Genomic DNA, 20,008 nt, shown 5'->3' on the forward strand with positions numbered 1-20,008 from the left:
CAGCCAGGGGCCGACGGTGGCGTTCACCGTCGCCGCCGCCGCGCCGAAGAAGAAGTTCCCGTGGTGGATCGTGGCGGCCGCGGCCGCCGCGGTCCTCGTGATCGCGGTCGTCGCCTTCTTCCTCACGAGGGACGACGACGAGCCCGAGGTCGCCGACCCGGTCACCATGCCCGACCTGATCGGCCTCCCGCAGTCCCAGGCCGTCAGCCAGCTCCAGGCGCTCGGCGTGACGGTCGCCTCGATCAGCCCGGTCGACCCGGCCGTGGTGCCCGGGCCCGACGACTGCATCGCCCTCCAGGCACCGTTCCCCGGCCAGCCGGCGACCGACGAGGGGGCCGCGCTGGCCACGGCCCCCTGCCCGGCGCCGGGGACGCCGACGGTGACGTTCGACCCCGGCATCAGCATCTGCGACATCCAGCCGGTCATCTGCGACTTCGCCGCCACGGACCTGACGATCCCGGTCGAGGTGCTCGAGGACCAGTTCGACGAGCAGTTCGACGACTTCTCCGGGCCGTGACGGCGGTGGCGTGAACGTCAAGGTCCTCGTGGCCGTCGTGGTGGCGGCGGTGGTGCTGTTCGGCGCCGCCGTCGCCATCGGCGCGCGTGGGGACGGGAGGGTCGAGCCCGACCCCGACGGCCTGCTCGGCGACGTGCGGGACCTGCTCGGCGGCGACCGCCGGCTGGAGCGGGAGGACGTGTCGTCGGCCTGCTTCGACGGCGTCAACTTCCGGGCCCAGGGCGGGTTCGCGTGCGCCATCGACGTGCCGGGCGACGTGCGCATCGTCGACCTGCGGGTGGTGGCGGGGACGGTGGACGAGGCGAAGGTCGTGCAGGAGGGCGCCCTCGACCAGACCGAGGGTCCGTTCGCGGCAGGCGAGGACATCGCCCTCGACCTGTTCGGCGAGGGCGGCACGGTGACGCTGACCTGCCTGTCCGGCTGCCTGGTCACGATCCCGTAGCGCGCCGAGCGGGGCGGGCCGGGGCGGGCCGGGGCGGATCGATCGCCCGACGGTCGGTCGAGGGACGGCGGGCGCGGGCGCGCGCGGCACCTCGATCGGCCGGATCACGAGGCGCCGACGGCAAGGACCACGGTGACGCTGCCGATGCGGACCGGTCGGTGCTGGCCGTGCGAGGCCGCGGGTGCGCCGGCTCGCAGGCGCAGGCCGGTCGCGCCGACGAGGGTGCGCGCCGGCTCCTGGCCGGTGCCGGCCCGTGCGGACCGGGGCGTGCGCCGGCTCTCGTCGCAGGCGGGTCGCGCCGACCGGCGGGGCGCGTCGGCTCGTCGTCAGCGGACGGTGGTCCGGGCGCGGCCGGTGTCGGGCGAGCGATCAGCTCGTCGGGGCGGGTGTCGTCGTCGTGGTGCCGGCGGTGGGCTCCCTGGTGCCGGCGCTGCCGCCCCGGGAAAGGCGGAGCACCTTGACGATCGACACGATGGCCCCGATCAGCAGCACGATCGCCCAGACGATGGCGACTACCGCGACCACGATGGCGGCGACGGCGTCGGTGATGCTGACGAGGAAGAGCGGCACCAGCCCGTGCAGGAAGCTGACGACCAGGTTCAGCACCAACGAGGTGACGACGAGCAGGACCAGGCCCTTGTTCTGCGCGAAGCGCTGGTGGGCGAGCAGCAGGCACACGGTGAAGGCCAGCTTCAGCAGGAGCAGCAGGCCGAGCGCGAGCGTCGCCCCGCCGCGGTCGAAGAAGCCGAAGATGGCGAGGTAGGTCAAGGTCCCGAAGGGCACCGACAGGAACAGCGACACCATCAGCAGCAGCGCCAGGACGGCGACGATCAGCAGCACGATGCCGAGCACGGCCACGAGGAACGACACGATCAAGGTGACGATCCCCTGCACCCGGCCGTGGACCCGTTCGGGGACGATCAGCGACAGCCCGATGAGGACGACGACGAACAGCAGCAGGCCGTCGACCAGCGCGAGGTAGGGGATGCCGAGGCCGGGCGGGTCCTCGTCCTCGTCGAGCTCCCGCATCTGCTCGAGCAGCTCGAGCTGCTCGTCGGGGTCGGTGACCGGCGGGTCGAGGTCCTCCTCCATGACGCGGACGAGCTCGGCGGTGTCGGCCGCCTTGGCCCGCAGCACGCCGCCGGTGCCGAGCTCGACGCACACGACGAGCGCGACGAGGACGATGGCGACGACGAAGAGCGGGCGGCGCAGCTCGTCCACCGGGGTGCCCGCCTAGAAGGGTCCAGCGGCGCGGTCGGACGGGCGGGGCGCGTCGTCGAACAGGAGCCACCCGACGTTGACCCCGAGGAACACGAGCAGGGTCAGCAGGCCGGCCTCGAGGCGGAGCGGGTCGACGCCGAGGGCGTCGCCCAGCACGTCGCTCGGGACCAGCGCCACGACGGCGACGACCGCGTAGACGACGGCCGCCGCCGTGTTGGCCGCGCTGAGGAGGCCGGAGCGGCCCACCCGGGGGTCGTCGGCGGCGCGCAGGAGGAGCATGCCGACGACGCCCAGGCCGGCGGCGACCGCAAAGGTGACGTGCCAGACGACGGGCTCGTCCGGGGCGACGAGGGTGAACACGCTCATCACGGCGGGGAGCGCGAACTGGAGGAACACGCCGTAGGCCATCCGGCGGTGGGCCGGGCTCGGCGCCCAACGGTCGTAGCGGGCGCCGGCGACGGCCATCCACAGGCCGAGGAGCGTGAAGCTCACCTGACCGAAGGTCTGGTAGAAGGTCTCGACCACGTGCGCTCCGTGCGGCCGCGTCAGGCGAAGGCGTCGTCGCCGTAGTCGGCGACGAGCCGGTCGGGGTCGGCGAACACGTCCTCGAGGCCGCCCCGCCGCAGCCGCCAGGCGACCGGCGCACCCACCTCGACCCCCGCCGAGTCGGCGAGCTCGACGGGCAGCTGGACGGTCACCGTCTGGCCCTCGGTGCCCTCGAGGAGGTTGGCGACCCCGGCCACGGGCTCGACCCGGTCGACGGCCACGTCGACGGCGACGAACCCCTCCCGCTCGCTCGGCGCCACCCGGGCGACCGTGCCGGCCACGTCCGCCCAGTTCTCGGCCATGCTCACCATCGCGGCCTCCCGCTCCCGGGTCGCCCGAGCGCCGGCCATCCGACCGTGCGGCCGCTCACGTGGCCGTGGCGGCCAGCAGGGCCGCCCACGTCGCCCGCCCCGCGACCCCGTCGACCACCAGCCCGTTCGCCTTCTGGAAGGCCCGCACGGCCTTCACGGTGTTGGTGCCGAACACGCCGTCGACCGTGCCGGCGTCGAACCCGGCCTGGCCCAGCAGGCGCTGGAGCTTCTCGACGGCCGGGCCCCGCGACCCCTTGCGCACCGTCGGCTCGGTGACCGCCGGAAGCGTCGGGCAGGTGACGGCCATGGACGTGGAGATCGACGCCGCGGACGCCCCGATGTCGGTCACGGCCACGCAGGTGGCCAGGCCGGCGTAGGAGCGGGAGCTCGGCGACGAGGTCGTCGTGAACGCGGTGATGCCGCCGCTGCCGGGGAACGGGTCGCCGTCGTCACCCTGGTTGGCGCCCCGCTCGAGGTCCCGTCGGTCGTCGGCCTGGACGAGCGCGACCCGGTAGTGGCTCTCGTCGGCGTTGCCCTCGATCGAGTCGTCCACGTGCCAGATGAGCAGGCCGTCCGACGGCAGCTCGCGGTCGTAGCCGGTGCGCTGGCGGTTCTCGACGAGGAAGTACTCCTGGCCGTCGGCGCCGTCCTTCCAGAGCCGGTGGACCGTCCGGGACGACTGCACGGCGTCGACGTCGACCTTCTCGTTGGCGGTGTGGTTCACGACCGTGACCCAGTCCTGGCTCACCTTGCACCAGGCCGACGGGTGGGCGGGGACGTCGCCACTGCCGTTCCAGCTGCCGTCGCCCATGAGGCACCAGCTGCCCACCCCGTTCGAGGAGTAGTCGATGTCGTACAGGTCCGGCCAGCCGAACAGCAGGTGGCCGAGCTCGTGGCAGCAGACGCCGATGCCGCAGTCCTCCGGGACGGTCAGGTAGGCGTAGATCTTGGCTCCGTCGACCGGGAGCTCGCCGCTGGCCAAGACCCACTTGTGCGACCAGATGTCGTCGTTGCTGGCGGTCGACTCGGCGCCCTGCCCGGCGTGGACGACGATGAACGCGTCGACGAAGCCGTTGCCGTCGTTGTCGTACGGGGCGAAGTCGACGTCCGCGTCGGCGGCCGACGCCGCGTCCTCTGCCATCGTCCTCGCGTTCGGCGCCGCCCCGCCCGTGCCCGCCGCCCCGTTGGCGTACTCGCTCACCGGCCGGGGCAGCCGGTAGGGCCCGGCGACCTCGCCCTCGATCGACAGCAGCCCGCCGCTCACCTCGCGGAAGTAGTCGTTCACGCTGCCGTTCGGGCGCGTGCCGGTGGAGAAGAACAGCTCCTCGTAGTGCGCCTTGTCGTTCGCCATCGGCGCGTCGTCGAAGTCCACGAGCACCACGATGACCTTCACCGCGTCCCGCAGGGGCGCCCGGTCGGCCGCCTGGCGGCGGGCCAGCGCCAGTGGGGTGCCGGCGGGCAGGTGCGTGCCCGGATAGATGAGGCCGTCGTTCAGGCCCGGCGAGATCGGGCCCCTGACGGTGAGCATCTGCGGGCCCACGCCGGCCGCGCCGGCGGCGGTGCGGAGGGTCCCCAGGGTCGCCCGGAGGCGTTCGCGCAGCTCCGGGCTCGGCGCCACGAAGCAGGGCGCGTCGAGGTCGTGCCCGTGTGTCATCGGTCGTTCCCCTCTCCCTCGGCCGTCGCGGCCGAGCCCACGGCGTCGTCCGCCGTGCGTCCATCGTTCGCGCCACGTGGGTCGGCGGCGCAACAGCGCAGGAGTCACGTATCACGGCGCCGCGATCCCTCTCCGGCCCGCCCGCCGCCGGCGACCCGCTCCCACCACCCGCCCGTCGACGCGACCCACCCGGCGGCGGTGAGGCGCTCGAGGGCGACGGCGGCCGTGGCGAGGTCGACGCCGGCCGCGGTCGCCACCTCGTCGGTCGTCGCCGGCTGCCAGCCGAGTGCGTCGAGGACGGTCGCGTCGGAGGCCGACGGTGGTGGCCGGGACTCGTCCCGGGCCCGCCGGCCGCCCGGCTCCATCCCGAGCAGGGCGAGGACGTCGCCGGCGTCCCTGGCCACGTGGGCGCCCGACGCGAGGAGGTCGTTGGTGCCGGCCGACGCCGGGCTGACGACGGGGCCGGGCACGGCCATGACGGGCCGGTCGCGGGCGACCGCCTCGTTGACGGTCAGCATCGACCCGCCCGCGGCGTGGGACTCGACGACGACGACCACGTCGGCCAGCGCGGCGAGGAGGCGGTTGCGCGCGGGGAAGCGCCACGGCTCGGGCCGCGCCCCGGGCGGCGCCTCGCTCAGCAGGAGACCGGCGCGGGCGACGTCGTCCCACAGGCCGGCGTGCCGGCGGGGGTAGACGACGTCGAGGCCGCTGCCGACCACGCCGATCGGCGGCGCCGACCCGGCGGCCAGTGCGCCGGCGTGGGCGGCCCCGTCGATGCCGAGCGCCAGCCCGGACACCACCCGGACGCCCGCGTCGGCGAGGTCGCGCGCGAGCCGGGCGGCGACGTCCCGTCCGTACCGCGAGCAGCGCCGGGTGCCGACGACGGCGACGCGCGGCCCGTCCACCGCGGCGGGGTCGCCCCGGATGAACACGACCGCCGGCGGCACCGGGTCGGCGGCCAGCACCGCCGGGTAGCTGGCCGACCCGAGGAGGCTGACACCGATGCCGGCGGCCCGGCACCGGTCCCACAGCTCGGAGGGAGCGAGCCGGGTCGCGGCGGCGCGCCACGACGCGGCGAGGGCCGCGTCCGCGCTCCCCCGGCCGGCGAGGACCTGCGCCCAGGCCGCGGCGGGGGCGAGGCGGCGCAGGAGGGCGAGCAGACGGCTCGGCCCCATAGCCGGCAGGGCGGCGAGCGCGACCGCATAGGCCTCGGTGGGGAGCCCGGCCGCCGGGGCCGGCATGCCGTCGACCGACTTCATGCCACGACCGCCTCGGCGTGGTCGCCGACCTCGGCCCGCAGGGCGAGCGCGAGGCAGACGTGGTCCTCGGCGAGCGGCGGCTCGTCGCCTCTGAGGTCGGCGAGGGTGAGCGCCACCCGCCGCACCCGTTGGAGCCCCCGTGCGCTCAGTCGGCCGGTGACGAGTGCCCGCTCGAGGGCCTCCGACGCCGCCGACGACAGCGGGGCGAGATCGTCGAGGACGCGGGCCGGCAGTTCGCCGTTCGACCGGCACCCCCGGGCACGAGCCTTCCGGCGGGCGGCGGCCACCCGCTCGGCCACGGTCGCCGACGACTCGCCGGTGGTGCCGCCGAGGAGGTGCGAGACGTCGGGCCGGGTGATCTCGACGCGGAGGTCGAACCGGTCGAGCAACGGGCCGGAGAGGCGGCGCTGGTAGCGGGCGCGGGCGGCGTCGGTGCACCGGCACGAGCCGGGAGGCCCGCCCTGGCCGCACGGGCACGGGTTCATCGCCGCCACCAGCAGGAAGCGGGCCGGGTAGGTCACGCTGGCCTTTGCCCGGTGGACCCGCATGACGCCGTCCTCCAACGGCTGGCGGAGCGCGTCGAGGACGCTGGCCGGGAACTCGCCCAGCTCGTCCATGAAGAGCACGCCGCAGTGGGCCGCGCTCGCCTCCCCGGGTCGGAGCCAACCGGCGCCCCCGCCGACCAGCGAGACCATCGACGACGAGTGGTGGGGCTGGCGCAGGGGTGGTCGCCGGATCAGCCCGCCGGCCGGGAGCGGGAGGCCGGCGGCCGAGTGGACGCGGGTCACCTCCAGGGCCTCGTCGCGGTCGAGCGGCGGGAGGAGGCCGGGCAGGCGGCGGGCGAGCATGGTCTTCCCGGACCCCGGCGGCCCGACCATCAGCAGGTGATGGCCGCCGGCGGCGGCGACCTCGACGGCGAGGCGGCCGAGCGCGTGCCCGCGCACGTCGGCAAGGTCGGGCGGGGGGCGTTCGTCGACGGCCGGCGGCGGGTCGGCCGGCTCGGGCCATGGCACGTCGCCGGTGAGCGCGCCGACCAGCTCGGCGAGGGTGCGGACGGCCCGGACGTGGTGACGGCCGACGAGGCGGGCCTCGGCCTCGCACGCCGCCGGGACGACGGCGACGCGGCCGGGGAGGGCGTCGACCAGGGGGACCACGCCGGGGACGGGCCGGAGCTCGCCGTCGAGGCCGAGCTCACCGAGGAACGAGCAGCCGTCGACCGCTTCGACCGGCAGGTGGCCGGAGGCGACGAGGAGGCCGATGGCGATCGGCAGGTCGAGGCCGGCGCCGCCCTTCCGGAGGCCGGACGGGGCGAGGTTGACCGTCACCCGCCGGGTCGGCCAGGGCAGGCCGGACGAGATCAGGGCGGCGCGCACCCGGTCGCGCGACTCGCGGCACGAGGTGTCGGGCAGGCCGACGACGGTGAACCCGGGCAGGCCGGCGGAGACGTGGACCTCGACGAGCACGGCATGGCCGTCGACCCCGAGCAGGGTGGCGGACGGGATGGTGGCGAGCACGGCGGCCTTCCTCGGTGCGATCGGTTTCGAGGAGGGGCCATGAGCCGGCCACCGAGCGACGACAGCGTACGGAGAGGGTGTGACGGCAACCCGGACGACGGGCCCGTCTGGTGGGGCGGCCGTCCGCCGGCCACCGAGCGACGAGAGCGTACGAAGGGGGTGTGACAGGAACCTTCCGGCGGGTCGGGCGCCGTTCCAAGCGGCCGTCCGCCGGCCACCGAGCGACGACAGCGTACGGAGCGGGTGTGACAGGTACCTCCCCGGCGGGTCCGTCGCCGTTTGGAAGGGGCCGTCCGCCGGCCACCGAGCGACGACAGCGTACGGAGGGGGTGTGACACAACGGCGCGTCGGGCGCCGTTCCGAAGCGGCCGTCCGCCGGCCACCGAGCGACGAGAGCGTACGAAGGGGTGCGACCGGAACGCCGTCGGCGCGGGCGGCACGGCGACCCGGGCTCGCGGTTGCGGTGTCGGCGGGGATGGGTCACGCTGCGGCCGTGCGTCGGGTGGGCGCGGTCGTCGTGCTCCTGGGGGTCGTGCTCGCCGCAGCGGCGGTGCTGATGGCCGCGGTGCCGTTCACGACGACGAGGGTCACCGGCGGCGACGTCGCCCGCGTCGACTGCGGCATCCCCTGGGTCGCCTGGTCCGGCGACGAGGGCGACCGGTGCGCCGACCTCGCCCGCTCCCGGGTGGACGGGGCCGCCACGGTCGCCTTCCTCGGGTTCGTCGTCATGGGCCTCGGGTTCGTCGCCCGGCGGCGGGGCCCCGCCGTCCGGCGGTCGCCGCCCCGGCGCCCGCCGATCCGGCCGATGCCGCCCCGCTGACCCCCCGGCAACCGGGCCGGCACCCGCCGACGTCGCCGAAACGCCGGCGCCGCCCCGTGCACCGGCGCCGCCCCCGTGCACCGGCGCCGCCCCCGTGCACCGGCGCCGCCCCCGTGCACCGGCGCCGCCCCCGTGCACCGGCGCCGCGCCCGTGCACCGGCGCCGCCCCCGTGCACCGCGCCGCCGCCGGCGCCCCTCTCGGGGACACGGTCGCTCACCGCGCACGGTCGTCGTCGCCGACGGCGGGCGGCCGCATACTGGAGGCGTGGGGTTCAACCCGTTCCGCCCGCAGAACCGGTCGACGGCCGACTACGTGATGGTCGCCGCGGCCATGGTGGTCGTCGTGGCGCTCGTGCTGTGGGGGTTCCTCGGGTGATCGGGGTCGACGGGGACGTCGAGGTCCGCCGCGTCCAGCCCTACCAGGCGGTCAAGACCTACCTCTGCCCCGGCTGCAACCACGACATCGAGCCGGGGGTCGGCCACCTCGTCGCCATCCCGGCCGAGGCGCCCGACCTCCGCCGCCACTGGCACCACGCCTGCTGGGCCCACCGCCACGACCGCCGGCCCGGACGCCTCCGCTGACGCGACCCGGCGGGCCCCAGGCCGCGTCGGCAACAGCGCACGAGGCCCACGACCGCCGGACGCGGCACCACGCCTGCTGGGCCCACGGCCACGACCGCCGGCCCGGCCGCCTCCCCTAGCCACGACCCAAGCGGGTCCCGGCGCCCGCTAGAACGCGCCCTCGATGACCTCGACGCGGCCGGCCATCACCGACGCCACGTCGAAGCGGATGGTGGCCGGGCGCACGGGCGACGCCTCGAGCCACCGCGCCGCGAGCTGGCGCAGGCGCTGGCGCTTGGCGTGGGTGACGGCCTCGGCCGGGACGCCGAACGCGTCCGTCGTCCGGGTCTTCACCTCGCAGAACACGATCGTGCGGTGCCGGCGCACGACCAGGTCGATCTCGCCCTCCCGCACCCGCCAGTTCCGGTCGAGCACCTCGTAGCCGTTGGCCTCGTACCACGCCGCGGCGGCCGCCTCGCCGGACGCGCCGAGGGCGCGCCGGCGGTCGGCCGGCCGGTTCACGACTCCGACCCCAGCTCCTCGATGTTGACGTCCTTGAACGTCACCACGTTGACCGACGAGACGAACCGCTGGTCGCGGTGCATGTCCCACACCCACGCGTCCCGCAGCTCGAGCTCCACGTAGGTGCGCCCGCCCTCGTCGTGCACGGTGCGCTTCACGTTGTTGGCGAGGTAGAAGCGCCGCTCGGTCTCGACCACGTAGGAGAACATGGGCCGGACGGCCTTGTACTCCTGGTACAGCCGGAGCTCGATCTCGGCCTCGTACCGCTCGAGGTCCTCGGCGCTCACGGGGTCACCTTACGGCCCGGCCGGCGCCGCGCCCGGGACGATCAGCGGGTCCGCTTCTCCTTGACCTTCGCGGCCTTCCCGATGCGGTCCCGCAGGTAGTAGAGCTTGGCCCGGCGGACGTCGCCCCTGGTCAGGACCTCGATCTTCGCCACGATCGGCGAGTGCACCGGGAACGTGCGCTCCACGCCGACGCCGAAGCTCACCTTGCGGACGGTGAACGACTCGCGCACGCCGGAGCCCTGGCGGCGGATGACGACGCCCTGGAAGACCTGCACGCGCTCGCGGTTGCCCTCGACGACGCGGACGTGCACCTTGAGCGTGTCGCCGGCGGCGAAGTCGGGGATGTCGTCGCGCAGGCTGGACTGGTCGACGAGGTCGGTGCGGTTCATGGCGCGGGGGCTCCGGGACAGGGGTCGTCAGGGGACGCTCCAGGGTAGGCGATCCCGGCCTCGTCCTCCAACAGCCGGACCTCCTCGGGGGTCAGGCCGCCGCGCGCGGCGACGAGGTCGGGCCGGTCGCGGACCGTCCGGGCCAGGGCCTGGGCCCGCCGCCACCGGGCGATCCGGCCGTGGTCGCCGGAGCGCAGCACCTCGGGCACGGCCCAGCCCCGGAAGACCGCCGGGCGGGTGTACTGCGGGTACTCCAGCAGCCCGTCGGCGAAGGACTCGTCCTCGGCCGACGCGGCGTTGCCCATCACGCCGGGGACGAGGCGGGCGACGGCCTCGACCACGACCATGGCCGCCACCTCGCCGCCGGCGAGCACGTAGTCGCCGATCGACAGCTCGCCGTCCACGAGGTGCTGGCGGACGCGGTCGTCGACCCCCTCGTAGCGCCCGCACAGCAGGCTGAACCCCGCCGACGCGGCCAGCTCCCGGGCCGTCGCCTGGTCGAAGCGCCGGCCGCCCGGCCCGAGGAGGAACAGCGGCCGGGGCGGGTCGACCGCCTCGACCGCGCCGAACAGCGGCTCGGGCATGAGCACCATCCCGGCCCCGCCGCCGAACGGCGCGTCGTCGACCGAGCGGTGCGGGTCGGTCGCCGCCGACCGGAGGTCGTGGACGCGGACGTCGACGACGCCGGCCGCCCGAGCCTTGCCGAGCAGGCTCCGCCCGGCGAAGGCCTCGACGACGTCCGGGAAGATCGTGAACACGTCGATGCGCATGGCCGCCCGCCAGCCTACCTTCTGTAGCTTGCACGTTACGTAAGCGACGTGTTACACAGGACCGGTGCCGCCGGTCTTCGAGGCCATCGCCGACCCCACCCGCCGCCACATCCTCGAGCTCCTCGCCGACGGCGAGCGCACGGCCGGCGAGCTGGCGGCCGCCTTCCCCACGAGCCGGCCTGCCGTCTCCCGCCACCTCCGGGTGCTCCGGCAGGCCGGCCTCGTGCGGTGGCGGGGCGACGCGCAGCGGCGGGTCTACCGGCTCGACCCCGCCCCCCTGTCCGAGGTCGACGCCTGGCTCGACCGCTACCGCCGCTTCTGGTCCGACCGCCTCGACATCCTCGGCGACCACCTCGAACGCTCTCGACGGGAGACGACGACATGACCCTCGGCGCCATCACCCCGGACGGCGACACCCGGACCGTGCGCTTCGAGCGCCGCTACCCCGTGCCGAGAGAGGAGGTGTGGGCCGCGCTCACCGAGCCCGACCGGCTGGCGCAGTGGCTCACCGAGGCGACGTTCGAGCCTCGGGAGGGCGGCCGGGTGGCGTTCGACTTCGGCGACGGCGGCACCTGCACGGGGACGGTGCTCGTGTGGGACCCGCCGGCCGTGCTCGAGTACGGGTGGGACTTCCCCGACGAGTCCCGCTCCGTGGTCCGCTGGGAGCTGGCCGAGGACGGGGACGGGGGCGGGACGGCCGTCACCCTCGTGCACCGCCTGCTCGGGCCGGCGACGGCCGTCGGCTACGGGGCCGGCTGGCACGCCCACCTCGACCAGCTCGAGGCCCACGTCACCGGCGGGGGCGACGTGGACTGGGCGGCCCGCTACCAGGCCCTCCGCCCGGCCTACGAGGCGCTCGGGGCCGGGTAGCCCCCGAGCGACCGCCGGGCGCTACCCGTCGTCGAGGAGCCCCTCGGGCAGGTCCACGACGAGGTCGGCGCCGATCCGGCTCACGAGGAACGTGAGGGGGACGAGCGCGCCGGACTCCAGCACGAGCAGGTCGCTCGCCGGGTTGGCCTCGACGGCGGTGACGAGACCGAGGTCGCGGCCGCCGAGGTCGCGCACCCGGGCCCCGATCAGCTCGTGGACCCACAGGGCGCCGGGGTCGTCGATCGGCTCGGCCCGCAGGACGGCACCCCGGAGCCGGTCGGCGCCCTCGCGGTCGACCACGCCGGCGAAGCGCACGATCCACCGGCGCTGGTGGGGCCGGGCCGACTCGACCTCGAGGGCGGTGCCGTCGGCGTCGAGCACCGACCCGGCGTCGAGCCGCTCGTGGCGGTCGGTGACGAGGTCGACGACGACCTCGCCCCGGATGCCGTGGGGCTTGACGACCCGGCCGACCTCGAGCACGGACGAGACCGGCTAGTCGACGAACTCCACGTCGACGTCGACGCCGTCCCGCACGGCGGCGGCGCGCACGACGGTGCGGATGGCGTTGGCGATCCGGCCCCGCTTGCCGATGACGCGGCCCATGTCGGACGGGCTCACGTGCACCTCGAGGCTCAGGCCCCTCCGGGTCTCGACCACGTCGACCCGCACGGCGTCGGGGTCGTCGACGACGGCCTTGGCCAGGTACTCGAGCACCGCCTGGGCGGTCGCCGCGGGGACCCGGTTGCCGGCGTCCTCGTCGTCGTAGTCGTCGTCCAGCTCGTCGTCGAGGTCGACGGGCGCGCCGCTGTCGGTCACGACGAGCTCGACGCGGGCTCGGCCGGCGCCGGCGCGCCGCCGCCCTTGTACTCGCCCCACGCCCCCGAGATCTCGAGGAGCTTGCGCACGGTGTCGGTGGGCTGGGCGCCGTTGCGCAGCCAGCCGACCGCCTTCTCGTTGTCGATCTCGATGCGGGACGGGTCCTCGCGCGGCGCGTAGGTGCCGACGATCTCGATGAACCGGCCGTCCCTCGGGGACCGGGAGTCGGCCGCCACCACTCGGTAGGTCGGCTGGCGCTTCTTGCCCATCCGCATCAGGCGGAGTCTGACTGCCACTGCTGTTCGTCCTCGCTCGTCGTGTCGGTGTGGGGTCGCTAGCGCCCGGGGACCTCGAGGGGCACCCGCCCGCCCTTGCGGCCCTTGCGCTGCTTCTTCGTGCCCATCCCCCCGAACCGCTTCATCAGCCGCTGCATCTCCTTGAACTGCTTGAGCAGCTGGTTGACGTCCGAGGGGTTGGTGCCGCTCCCGTTGGCGATGCGGGTGCGGCGGGAGCCGTCGATGATCGCAGGGTTGGCCCGCTCCTCGCGGGTCATCGAGTGGATGATGGCCTCGATCCTGGCCAGCTCCCGCTCGTCGATCTCGGCATTGCGCAGCTCCTTGGGGACGCCGGGCAGCATGCCCACCAGCTGCTGGAGCGGCCCCATCTTCTTGATCTGCTGCATCTGCTCGAGGAAGTCGTCGAAGGTGAACTGCCCCTCGAACAGCTTGGCCGCCGCCGCCTCGGCCTCTTCCTTGTCGTAGGCCTCCTCGGCCCGCTCGATGAGCGTGAGCACGTCGCCCATGCCGAGGATCCGCCCGGCCATGCGGTCCGGGTGGAACTGCTCGAAGTCGGCCAGCTTCTCGCCGACCGAGGCGAAGGCGATGGGCCGGCCGACGACCTCCTTCACCGAGAGGGCGGCGCCGCCTCGGGCGTCGCCGTCGAGCTTGGTGAGGATGACGCCGTCGAGCTCGAGGGTGGCGTGGAAGGACTCGGCCACGGTGACGGCGTCCTGGCCGGTCATGGCGTCGACGACGAGGAACGTGTAGTCCGGCGAGACGGCCTCGGAGATGCGCCGGACCTGGTCCATCATCTCCGCGTCGACGGCGAGGCGGCCGGCCGTGTCGACGATGGCGACGTCGCGACCGAGGCGGCGGGCCTCGGCCACGCCGGCCCCGGCGGTGGTCACGGGGTCGCCCGGCTCGCTGAACACCGGGACGTCGACCTGGCGACCGAGCGTGCGCAGCTGCTCGACGGCGGCGGGGCGCTGGAGGTCGGCCCCGATCAGAAGCGGGTTGCGGCCCTGCTGCTTGAACCAGCGGGCCAGCTTGGCCGAGTTGGTGGTCTTGCCCGAGCCCTGGAGCCCGGCCATGAGGACCACGGTGGGCGGCCGGGAGGCGTACCTGATCCGCAGCGTCTCGCCGCCGAGGGCGCCGACCAGCTCCTCGTGGACGAGCTTGATGACCTGCTGGCCGGGGGTGAGGCTCTTCGAGAGCTCCATCCCGACGGCCCGCTCCCGGATGCGGGCGACGATCCCGCGCGCCACCCGGAAGTTGACGTCGGCCTCGAGCAGGGCGAGGCGGATCTCGCGAAGGATCTCGTCGACGTCGTCGTCGCTCAGGCGACCGCGGCCGCGCAGGCGTCGGAAGATCCCGTCGAACCGGTCGGAGAGCGCCTCGAACATGCGACCGACCAGGCTATCCGAGCCCGCCGCCGTTGCCCGACGGGAACGAGGCGGCGTCCGTTGACGGGCCGTGGCCGCGTGACTACGGTGCACATCCACCCTCAACGTGCGGAGAGGGTCCAACGGCGTGTAGTACCCGACCGGCGCTCCTCATCGACCGGCGGGACGGCGGAACGGCGGACGGCGGCCTCGACGGCACCGGCTCTCCTCCCGCGCGGCGCGCCCTCGCCGCACCCGAACGAGAAGGAGCGCCCATGCCGACCCTCGAGATGACCGAGGAGATCGTGGCCCGCTGGCGGAGCGAGGCCGGCGACGACAACCCCGCCGGCCCCCTGTTCAGCGGCCGGTACGCCGAGGTCGAGCTCGCCGAGCCGATGGCGGCGGCCACGCTGCGGTGCGAGACGTTCGGCCAGTGCGGGACCGCCTGTACGGGGTCCTACCCGAACCAGTGCTGCTGACGGCCAGACGCCTTCGTGGCTGAGCCCCGGGCCGGCGACCTCGCCACCGCGCTCGAACCCGTCGTCGGCCCGGCGCTCGCCGGGCTGGCGGCCGAGCTCGACGGGGTCGCCGGCCTGGCGCCCGCGGAGCGCCGTGCCGTCCACGCCGGCGCGGCGTCGACGCTGCTCGAGGTCGTTCGCCGCAAGGCGGCGCGGGTCCTCGTCCTCGAGATGAACGCGGCCCGGGTCGCCGGCCGGCTGGCCGGCCCCGATCCAGAGAGCCGCTGGGCCGCGTTCGTCGCCTCGGCCGCGTCGCCCGCGTTCTGGGCGTCGCTCGAGGAGCACTACCCGCCCCTCGTCGGCCGGTTGCACACGGTGGCCGCCAACCGGTGTGCCGCGGCGGTCGCCCTCGCCCGACGGTTCGCGGCCGACCGCGCCGAGCTCGGCCGGCTCCTGCCCGACCCGGCCGCCGGTCCGCCGGAGCTCGTGGACGTGGCGTTCGGGGCCGGCGACAGCCACCGGGGCGGGCAGACCGTCGCCGTGGTCACCACGTCGGCGGGCACGATCGTCTACAAGCCCCGGCCGGTCGCGGTCGACGCCGCTCTCGACGGCTTCCTCGACCGCGTGCTGTCCGGGTGGTCGCCCGAGCCCCGCATCCGCGTGCCAGCGGTGCTCACGCGCGGCGCGTGGGGCTGGGCCGAGCACGTGGCCCACCGGTGGTGCGACGGCGACGCCGAGCTGGCCCACTTCTACCGGGGCCTCGGCCACTGGTTGGCGGTCATGCGCCTGCTCGGCGGCTCCGACCTCCACGCCGAGAACCTGATCGCCTGCGGGCCGGTGCCGATCGTCGTCGACTGCGAGACGCTGTTCACGCCCGACCCCACGCCTCCCCCGTCGGGCCTCGGCCTCGCCGTCGACCGGGCCGCGTCCATGGTCGGCGGGTCCGTGCTCCGGACCGGCCTCCTGCCCGGCCGCGGCCTCGCCCTCGGATGGCGGGGGGTGGACACCTCGGCCATCGGCAGCCTGCCGGGCCAGCAGCCGACCGTGCCCGTGCCGGTCGTCGTGGACGAGGGCACCGACCGGGCCAGGGTGGAGCTCCGGGACGTGGGCACCGGTCCGCTCCAGAACCACCCCAGCCCCGACCCTCAGCTCGGACGCTGGTGGGGCGAGGTCCTCGACGGGTTCGCCGAGCTCACCGCGCGCCTGGCCGCGCTCGACCGGTCCGGGGCGCTCGAGGTGCTGCTCGCCCCGTTCGCCGACTGCCGGATCCGGGTCGTCCCGAGGGCCACCGAGGCGTACGGGGAGCTGGCCCGCATGCTGTGGCACCCGGTGTCGCTCCACGACCCCGAGCCGGCCGTGGCCCGGGCCGTCGACCTCCTCACGAGGCAGGGCCGGGCCGTGTCGAGCGCCCCGTCCGAGCCCGACGTGGTGGCCGCCGAGGTCCAGGAGCTGCTGGACGGCGACGTCCCGATGTTCACGACCACAGCCGGTCGCGGGCGCCTGGACGGGCCGCGCGGGACGACGTTCGGCGAGGAGCGGGACCTGGTCGCCGAGGCCCTCGGGCGTTGGCGGACGGCCGACCTCGCCTTCGAGCACCTCGTGATCCGGGCGGCCCTCGTGAGCGCGTACCTGAACGAGGGCTGGACGCCGTCGGCCGAGCCCATGGCCCGCCCGCGGCTGCGCACCGACGACCTCGACCGGCGCCGCCGCGCCCTCGCCGCCGGCATCGTCGGGCGGCTCCCGGGCACCGCCATCCGGGGCGAGGACGGCTCGGTGACCTGGGTGGCCCCGCTGCTCGGCACGACCGGCTGGCTGGTGCACCCGCTCAGCGCCGACGTCTACAACGGCGCGCCCGGCGTGGCGCTCCTGCTCGCGGCCTACCAGGGCGAGGTGGCCGCTGGTCGGGCGGACGAGGTCGACGGCCTCGAGGACCTCCTCCGCGACGTGCTGTGGACCGTGCGGGCGGCCGAGGACAAGGCCGAGTCCGAGCGGGTGCGCGTCCCCGACGCCCGGCCGCCGGCACCGGGGGGCTGGATCGGGATGGCGTCGCAGGTGTGGGCCTGGCTGGCGCTCGACCGGTTCGGCCGGGCGGGGCCGGACGGGCTCGAGCGGGCGGCGGCGCTGGCCCGCCACCTTCCCGCTGCGGTGGCGGCCGACGAGCACGTCGACGTCGTCATCGGCATGGCCGGTGCCATCGTCCCGCTGCTCGGCCTGGCCCGCCGCACCGGGGACGGCAGCTTCCTCGCCACCGCCACCGACGTCGGCGAGCGACTGGTCGAGCGGGCCAGGGTCGACGCCGACGGCGGCGCGTGCTGGCCGACGGCGCAGTGGCCGGAAGGCGTGGGTGGCTTCGCGCACGGGGCGACCGGGATCGGCTGGGCCCTTCACCGCCTGGCCAGGGCCACCGGCGACGACCGCTTCTCGGCGATGGCCGCCGCCGCCGACGCCTACGAGGAGTCGTTGTACGACCGGGACCAGGCCTGCTGGCGCGACCTGCGCGGCGCCGGCGTGGTCGCCACCATGTGGTGCCACGGGGCGGCGGGGATCGGGCTGGCCGCCGTCGACCGGTTCCCGGACGCCCGGGCCGAGGACGTGGTGCGCCGGGCGGCGGCCGCCTGCTGGCTGGGCGGCCTCGGGTGGAACCACACCCTGTGCCACGGCGACGCCGGCTGCTGGGAGCTGATGGAGCGGGCCGTCGCGGCCGGCCTGGCCCCGCCAGGCGTCGACCGGGACGTCATCGACGCCCACCTCGTCGGCACCATCGAGGAGCACGGCGCCATCAGCGGGATGGCCCGCGAGGCGTTCGTGCCAGGGCTGCTCCCCGGCCTCGGCGGCATCGCCTACCAGCTGCTCCGCCTGCACCCGGAGAGTGCCGTCCCGTCGGTGCTCGTCCCCGACCCCTGACGCCCGGCCCGGTGGACGACCCCGAGGCGCCTGCCGACGCCGACGACGAGGAGCTCGAGGGCGCCTACTGGTGGCTCGGCCCGGACGCCGGCAGCGGCGCACCGGTGCGCGACCTCACCCGCCGCCTCCCGGCGACGCTCCGCCTGGTCGTCGGCGTCGTGCGGGAGGCGGCGCCCCGGGCCGCCGTGACCGTGCTGGTGCTCCAGCTGGCGGCCGGGCTGTCGGCCGCCTTCGGCCTCCTCGCCACCACCGACGTGCTGGGCGAGCTGCTGGCCGAGAAGCCGACCCCCGAGCGGGTCACCGACGCCATCCCCGCCCTCGCCGTCGTCGTGGGCGCCTACGCCCTCCGGGGGGCGCTGGTCGCCGGCGCCGCCCTCGCCCAGGCGAGGATCGCCCCCGCGGTGGAGCGCGTCGCCGACCAGCGCCTGCTCGAGTCGAGCCTCGCCGTCGAGCTCGCCGCCTTCGACGACCCCGCCTTCTACGACCGTCTGTACCGGGCACGCGACCGCGGGCGCTACCACCTCCAGCAGTCCACCGGGAACGCGGTCGAGGTGCTCGGCGGGGCCGTCGCCGTGGCCGCCGCGGCCGGAAGCCTCGCCGTGCTCCACCCGGTCCTGCTCCCCGTCCTGCTGCTCGCCGTCGTGCCCGAAGGGTGCGCCGTGCTCCGATCGGCCCGGCTGGGCTACGCCAGCGTGGCGCGGACGGTCACCCTCACCCGCCGCCTCCGCATGGTCGGCGACCTCGCCACCGCCCGGGCCCCGGCGGCCGAGATCCGGGCCAGCCAGGCCGAGCACCTCGTGCTGGACGAGCACGGCCGGCTCGCCGACGCGCTCCGCGACGAGAAGGTCAGGGTCGGCATCGCCCAGGCCCGGGCCCAGACCGTCGGACGCGCCCTCGCCGGGGTCGGCATGGCCGCCACCCTGGTCACGCTCGGCGTGCTGCTCCACGCCGGGTGGGTGGAGCTGGCCGTCGCCGGCACGGCGGTCGTCGCCATCCGCACGGCGAGCACGGCGCTCGGCACGCTCGTCGTCGCCGCCAACCAGCTGTTCGAGCAGGGCCTGTACGTCGCCGACTTCGCGGCCTTCACCGCCGACGCCGCCGCCCGGACGCCCCGGCCCGGCGCGGCGCTTCCCGCCGGCCCGCGCGAGGTGTCGCTGGAGGACGTCGGGTTCCGGTACCCGGGAAGCACCGGCCGCCCGGCGCTCGACGGGGTGTCACTGACCGTCCGGCAGGGCGAGACGGTCGCCCTCGTCGGGGAGAACGGGTCGGGGAAGACGACGCTGGCCAAGCTCGTCGCCGGGCTCTACCGGCCGACGGCGGGGCGGGTCACCTGGGACGGTGCCGACCTCAGCAGCCTCGACCCGGCCGAGGCCGGCCGGCGGGTGGCCGTCGTGTTCCAGGAGCCGGTCCGCTGGCCCCACGACGCGAGGACCAACGTGCGCGTCGGGCGCCACGACCGGGACGACCCCGGCGACGTCGCCCTGCGGGGCGCGGCCGCGCTGTCCGGTGCCGACGCCGTCGTCGACCGGCTGCCGCGCCGGTGGCGGACCCTGCTGTCCAAGGAGTTCCGCCACGGTCGAGAGCTCTCGGCCGGCGAGTGGCAGCGCTTCGCCGTCGCGAGGGGCCTGTTCCGGGACGCCGAGCTCGTGATCTGGGACGAGCCGACGGCTCCGCTCGACGCCAGGGCCGAGGCCGCCGTCTACGACTCGCTCCGCCGGATCGCCGAGGGGCGCACCGTCGTGCTCATCACCCACCGGCTGGCCAGCGTGCGCCACGCCGACCGCATCTACGTGCTCCACCGGGGCCGCCTCGTCGAGGAGGGGACCCACGACGAGCTCGTCGAGCGGGGCGGTCACTACGCCGAGCTGTACGAGCTCCAGGCCCGCCTGCACGCCGAGCCCCGTCCCGCGGGCGCGGACGCGTAGGCCGCCGACATCGGCCGGCCCGGTGACCGGGCCGGCCGCTCGGGTCAGCCGCCGGCCGGGAGGAGGAACTCGTCGGCGACGGCGAGGGTGACCTCGACGGAGGGGACCTCGGCGCCGGGCCACTGCACGTCCCACAGGTAGGCGGGGACGAGCCACGTGCTGGAGCCGTCGACGGCGGGGACGACGGCGAGGCCGAGGCGGACGCCGGTCACCTCCACGTCGACCGGTTCGGGCTCGGGCAGCGGCTCGGGGGAAGCGCAGTCGACCGCCGGGCCGCCCTCGCACGGCAGCGGGTCGATCAGGATCGGGCCGCAGCCGTCCTCGGTGGCGGCGTCGCCGTCGCCGCCGACCGCCGGGTCGCACGCCGGCACCTGGGCCGGGTCCACGCACGTGCCGGCGGCCGCGTCGCAGGGGTCGTCGGCCGGGGCCGCGCACAGGCCCTCCGTGCCCTCGACGGTGTCGTCGCAGGCCTCGTCGGCCGGCTCGACGGCGGTCTCGCGCGGGCAGCCGTCCCGGGTGGCGGCGTCGCCGTCGGCGCCGAGCGCCGGGTCGCACCCGGTTG

24 protein-coding genes are annotated in these 20,008 nt (G+C 75.7%); 9 read left to right on the plus strand and 15 right to left on the minus strand.

The window, feature by feature from the left end; all coding sequences use genetic code 11:
* Both VGB14_12635 and VGB14_12640 read left to right on the plus strand, forming a co-directional pair.
* Nucleotides 1-517 (plus strand): PASTA domain-containing protein (locus tag VGB14_12635; protein ID HEX9993767.1); only part of this gene is annotated, 517 nt, incomplete at its 5' end.
* Between the two features lie 10 nt (nucleotides 518-527).
* A complete protein-coding gene (locus VGB14_12640; GenBank protein HEX9993768.1) occupies nucleotides 528-959 on the plus strand; it encodes a hypothetical protein in 432 nt (143 codons plus the stop codon).
* 369 nt (nucleotides 960-1,328) lie between these two features.
* On the opposite strand, the gene VGB14_12645 is transcribed toward VGB14_12640, so the two are convergent.
* The 6 genes from VGB14_12645 to VGB14_12670 form a co-directional block, all read right to left on the minus strand.
* On the minus strand, nucleotides 1,329-2,180 hold the full coding sequence (locus tag VGB14_12645) for a hypothetical protein (protein HEX9993769.1): 852 nt from the start codon (nucleotides 2,178-2,180) through the stop codon (nucleotides 1,329-1,331).
* Nucleotides 2,181-2,192: 12 nt separating this feature from the next.
* Nucleotides 2,193-2,672, minus strand: coding sequence for a hypothetical protein (locus VGB14_12650; GenBank protein ID HEX9993770.1), 480 nt, complete (start codon nucleotides 2,670-2,672; stop codon nucleotides 2,193-2,195).
* 53 nt (nucleotides 2,673-2,725) lie between these two features.
* Entirely contained in the window at nucleotides 2,726-3,034 is a 309-nt protein-coding gene (locus VGB14_12655) for a hypothetical protein (protein ID HEX9993771.1), read from the minus strand.
* A gap of 58 nt (nucleotides 3,035-3,092) precedes the next feature.
* Nucleotides 3,093-4,691 carry a M6 family metalloprotease domain-containing protein gene (locus VGB14_12660; protein HEX9993772.1) on the minus strand — a complete coding sequence of 533 codons (1,599 nt, stop codon included), beginning with the start codon at nucleotides 4,689-4,691 and terminating at the stop codon, nucleotides 3,093-3,095.
* Nucleotides 4,692-4,795: 104 nt separating this feature from the next.
* A complete protein-coding gene (locus tag VGB14_12665) occupies nucleotides 4,796-5,950 on the minus strand; it encodes a DNA-processing protein DprA (protein ID HEX9993773.1) in 1,155 nt (384 codons plus the stop codon).
* The gene (locus tag VGB14_12670) at nucleotides 5,947-7,464 is read right to left on the minus strand and encodes a YifB family Mg chelatase-like AAA ATPase (protein ID HEX9993774.1); all 1,518 of its coding nucleotides are present in this window, start codon (nucleotides 7,462-7,464) and stop codon (nucleotides 5,947-5,949) included. The genes VGB14_12665 and VGB14_12670 overlap by 4 nt, the downstream gene beginning before the upstream one ends.
* A 493-nt stretch (nucleotides 7,465-7,957) precedes the next feature.
* On the opposite strand from VGB14_12670, the gene VGB14_12675 reads away from it, so the two are divergent.
* Together VGB14_12675 and VGB14_12680 are read left to right on the plus strand one after the other, a co-directional pair.
* On the plus strand, nucleotides 7,958-8,284 hold the full coding sequence (locus VGB14_12675; protein HEX9993775.1) for a hypothetical protein: 327 nt from the start codon (nucleotides 7,958-7,960) through the stop codon (nucleotides 8,282-8,284).
* A 372-nt stretch (nucleotides 8,285-8,656) separates the two neighbouring features.
* Nucleotides 8,657-8,866: a hypothetical protein gene (locus VGB14_12680; protein ID HEX9993776.1), complete on the plus strand. Its 210-nt coding sequence runs from the start codon at nucleotides 8,657-8,659 to the stop codon at nucleotides 8,864-8,866.
* Nucleotides 8,867-9,013: 147 nt separating this feature from the next.
* Here VGB14_12680 and VGB14_12685 read toward each other — a convergent pair whose 3' ends face one another.
* From VGB14_12685 to trmD, 4 genes are read right to left on the minus strand one after another with little or no spacing between them, the layout of a single operon-like run.
* On the minus strand, nucleotides 9,014-9,367 hold the full coding sequence (locus VGB14_12685; GenBank protein ID HEX9993777.1) for a YraN family protein: 354 nt from the start codon (nucleotides 9,365-9,367) through the stop codon (nucleotides 9,014-9,016).
* Nucleotides 9,364-9,654: a DUF2469 family protein gene (locus tag VGB14_12690; GenBank protein HEX9993778.1), complete on the minus strand. Its 291-nt coding sequence runs from the start codon at nucleotides 9,652-9,654 to the stop codon at nucleotides 9,364-9,366. Before VGB14_12690 ends, VGB14_12685 begins: the two co-directional genes overlap by 4 nt.
* 41 nt (nucleotides 9,655-9,695) lie before the next feature.
* A complete protein-coding gene (gene rplS, locus VGB14_12695; protein ID HEX9993779.1) occupies nucleotides 9,696-10,043 on the minus strand; it encodes a 50S ribosomal protein L19 in 348 nt (115 codons plus the stop codon).
* Nucleotides 10,040-10,813 carry a tRNA (guanosine(37)-N1)-methyltransferase TrmD gene (trmD, locus tag VGB14_12700; GenBank protein HEX9993780.1) on the minus strand — a complete coding sequence of 258 codons (774 nt, stop codon included), beginning with the start codon at nucleotides 10,811-10,813 and terminating at the stop codon, nucleotides 10,040-10,042. The genes rplS and trmD overlap by 4 nt, the downstream gene beginning before the upstream one ends.
* Nucleotides 10,814-10,877: 64 nt before the next feature.
* Here trmD and VGB14_12705 point away from each other — a divergent pair, with 64 nt between their 5' ends.
* Both VGB14_12705 and VGB14_12710 read left to right on the plus strand, forming a co-directional pair.
* Nucleotides 10,878-11,198 carry a metalloregulator ArsR/SmtB family transcription factor gene (locus tag VGB14_12705; GenBank protein ID HEX9993781.1) on the plus strand — a complete coding sequence of 107 codons (321 nt, stop codon included), beginning with the start codon at nucleotides 10,878-10,880 and terminating at the stop codon, nucleotides 11,196-11,198.
* Nucleotides 11,195-11,683, plus strand: coding sequence for an SRPBCC family protein (locus VGB14_12710; GenBank protein HEX9993782.1), 489 nt, complete (start codon nucleotides 11,195-11,197; stop codon nucleotides 11,681-11,683). Before VGB14_12705 ends, VGB14_12710 begins: the two co-directional genes overlap by 4 nt.
* A gap of 21 nt (nucleotides 11,684-11,704) precedes the next feature.
* Here the strand turns inward: VGB14_12710 and rimM are convergent, their stop codons facing one another.
* The 4 genes from rimM to ffh are packed head-to-tail and all read right to left on the minus strand — an operon-like array spanning nucleotide 11,705 to nucleotide 14,180.
* The gene (rimM, locus tag VGB14_12715; protein HEX9993783.1) at nucleotides 11,705-12,163 is read right to left on the minus strand and encodes a ribosome maturation factor RimM; all 459 of its coding nucleotides are present in this window, start codon (nucleotides 12,161-12,163) and stop codon (nucleotides 11,705-11,707) included.
* A gap of 12 nt (nucleotides 12,164-12,175) precedes the next feature.
* Complete coding sequence (locus VGB14_12720; GenBank protein ID HEX9993784.1) at nucleotides 12,176-12,499, minus strand: KH domain-containing protein; 324 nt, start codon at nucleotides 12,497-12,499, stop codon at nucleotides 12,176-12,178.
* On the minus strand, nucleotides 12,496-12,795 hold the full coding sequence (gene rpsP / locus VGB14_12725) for a 30S ribosomal protein S16 (protein ID HEX9993785.1): 300 nt from the start codon (nucleotides 12,793-12,795) through the stop codon (nucleotides 12,496-12,498). The genes VGB14_12720 and rpsP overlap by 4 nt, the downstream gene beginning before the upstream one ends.
* A 38-nt stretch (nucleotides 12,796-12,833) precedes the next feature.
* On the minus strand, nucleotides 12,834-14,180 hold the full coding sequence (gene ffh, locus VGB14_12730) for a signal recognition particle protein (GenBank protein ID HEX9993786.1): 1,347 nt from the start codon (nucleotides 14,178-14,180) through the stop codon (nucleotides 12,834-12,836).
* A gap of 254 nt (nucleotides 14,181-14,434) precedes the next feature.
* Between ffh and VGB14_12735 the strand changes: the two genes are divergently transcribed.
* From VGB14_12735 to VGB14_12745, 3 genes are read left to right on the plus strand one after another with little or no spacing between them, the layout of a single operon-like run.
* A complete protein-coding gene (locus tag VGB14_12735) occupies nucleotides 14,435-14,638 on the plus strand; it encodes a DUF6229 family protein (protein ID HEX9993787.1) in 204 nt (67 codons plus the stop codon).
* Between the two features lie 15 nt (nucleotides 14,639-14,653).
* Complete coding sequence (locus tag VGB14_12740) at nucleotides 14,654-17,521, plus strand: type 2 lanthipeptide synthetase LanM family protein (GenBank protein HEX9993788.1); 2,868 nt, start codon at nucleotides 14,654-14,656, stop codon at nucleotides 17,519-17,521.
* Nucleotides 17,522-17,532: 11 nt separating this feature from the next.
* Nucleotides 17,533-19,446, plus strand: coding sequence for an ABC transporter ATP-binding protein (locus tag VGB14_12745; GenBank protein ID HEX9993789.1), 1,914 nt, complete (start codon nucleotides 17,533-17,535; stop codon nucleotides 19,444-19,446).
* A 44-nt stretch (nucleotides 19,447-19,490) separates the two neighbouring features.
* Here VGB14_12745 and VGB14_12750 read toward each other — a convergent pair.
* Nucleotides 19,491-20,008, minus strand: a 518-nt coding sequence (locus tag VGB14_12750; GenBank protein ID HEX9993790.1) for a hypothetical protein, incomplete at its 5' end; no start/stop codon positions are given.

The sequence above is a fragment of the Acidimicrobiales bacterium genome, assembly GCA_036399815.1.
In the GTDB taxonomy this organism is placed as follows: Bacteria; Actinomycetota; Acidimicrobiia; order Acidimicrobiales; family DASWMK01; genus DASWMK01.